Here is a 1,954-nt window from a genome sequence, read left to right on the forward strand (position 1 = left end):
CTAGTAAAATACCGGGCTCAGATCTTGATGATCGAGTGATTTAAGTTGCTCAATTTTTTGGGAACAATTCACAAGGTCGGGGTAGTTTTGGTTGTTATATTTTTTGAATAATTATTAGTTACAAAAATTTTAATTATTCTTATTGAGTATTTTTTGCAAAATAACTTAATTTTAATAATTATTTTATTATTATTTTTGACATTGAATTTTACTGTTATTTTATTTATAAAAAAGACACTTTTATTTTACATTAAATTTCGTTATTTTAAATAAATTAAATTATTCATAATTGCCATTTACATTTCATATAATAAATCTAATTTAATTCTTTCAGAGAAAAACATTTATAGAATAAATGTGTAGGAGTAATGAAGTTTGTATCCTTGAGTTAATGAGCTAACTCCTTAATCTTGGTGAATAATATAGCTTAAATTATAAAACACGCTCGAAGACCTCGTCTCGCTTGGCTTAGTGCATGCTCTCTAAGTCGTCATAATTTATGTCATAAAATATTGAGTTTATCAGTAAAAAAATACAGACAAATAAGTCATAAAATTACTGCCTTCGATGACCGCTTTATAGTAACCAAAATTCATGCTGCTAATATTTTGTTCAATGTATGTATCAGCTTTTGTGTTGATGCATAATTGTTTAACTTAAAGTGTGGAGCAAAGATAGTTCAAAGATTCCTTTCTAGCACTCTAAGCAACTAGCAGCCTTATCTGTATCTGGTAGTAAAGCTCAATAACTTTTACCAGGTTTTTAACTTAAAAAGCCGACCAGATTCTCCTTCGTCATGCAGTTGAAGAACAATTTCTGTACTGTCAAATACTGGCAGTTCTTTAGGAGATCTAGTAGGAAGATCTGAATCTATTAGTGTGATAACAGACTGAATACCTAGTTCAACGTAATCACGTAAAATAGCCAATAAATTCTCTTTCTTTCTATTATCCAAAGACTCGAATACTCCATCGTGAAAGGCAAAATGAGGAAATTTTTCATCTTTATGAACTCTTAGTACTGCTAAATCAAAAGCGATACATAGCAGCTTTCTATAAGTATGTCCTAAGTCTGCACTTGTTGCGTTGCCTGATTCATCAAGGATTTCCGCTTTAAATTGCAAGTGTCCCTCTCGATTCGGGGATACACTAAGTAATGCCTTACGGCTAATGACAGTATCAACAATTTCACTAAAATAGAGCCGGATTTGAGAGAAAACGCTAGATTGATCTGAGTTCTGAGACTCAACATTATCCTCAATTTTGGATTGTAAATGACTACACTCTTCGGAAAGTGCTCGAATTTCAGTTCTAAGCTCTTGCAACTTGTGTAGATGTGCCTTTTGTCTCTCTAAAGTCTCAATATCCGCACGTAGGGAAACTAGTTCTCTTGAGAGAGTTTTATATTTGGAAAAAACCTCTGTGTCACTTAAGAATGACAAATTTTTCGAGCGACGTTTTCCCAGTTCGTTTAGTCTGGTATTTATACTTCTCAATTTGTCTTCAATTTCTGACTTTTCTTCAGTCAGATATCCAAATCGTTCTTCAGTTATAGCTTTGTTAAATCCTAACAGCTGTTCGAAGTCCTTTTTTATCTGACCGCTAAAAAGCACCCCTGCTTCATTGAAAAGCTTTTCAGCTTCTTCAGTATTGAATAAAATTTTATCCTCCTCTAAGGATTTTAGGATTTTCTTTCTACTCTGATTTAATGAATATCTTTCTTGATTAAGACTAGCGATCTCTTCATCTATCTCTTCAACAAGTACTTTTGTTTTCTCTTTGTCTTGTTGTCGGAAATCAAACGCATCAAGAAGTTCTTGCTTCTTCTCCGCATCTTTCTTCTTTAATAGCAAAATGCCTTCAATTTTGCTGATGTCTTCGAGCGACCCCCCCAACTCTTTCTTTACTGCTTTTTCAGTTGTCTGTTTCTCTTCCAGAGCTTTTTCTTTTTCATA

Annotated in this window: 1 protein-coding gene; it reads right to left on the reverse strand. The window is 32.9% G+C overall.

The genetic code is table 11. The features are described 5' to 3' along the window. Positions 1-751: 751 nt before the first annotated feature. Positions 752-1,954 (reverse strand): DUF2326 domain-containing protein (locus V2H77_RS00750; RefSeq protein ID WP_341497271.1); only part of this gene is annotated, 1,203 nt, incomplete at its 5' end.

This window comes from Photorhabdus sp. P32 (assembly GCF_038085095.1).
GTDB classification, from domain to species: Bacteria; Pseudomonadota; Gammaproteobacteria; order Enterobacterales; family Enterobacteriaceae; genus Photorhabdus; species Photorhabdus luminescens.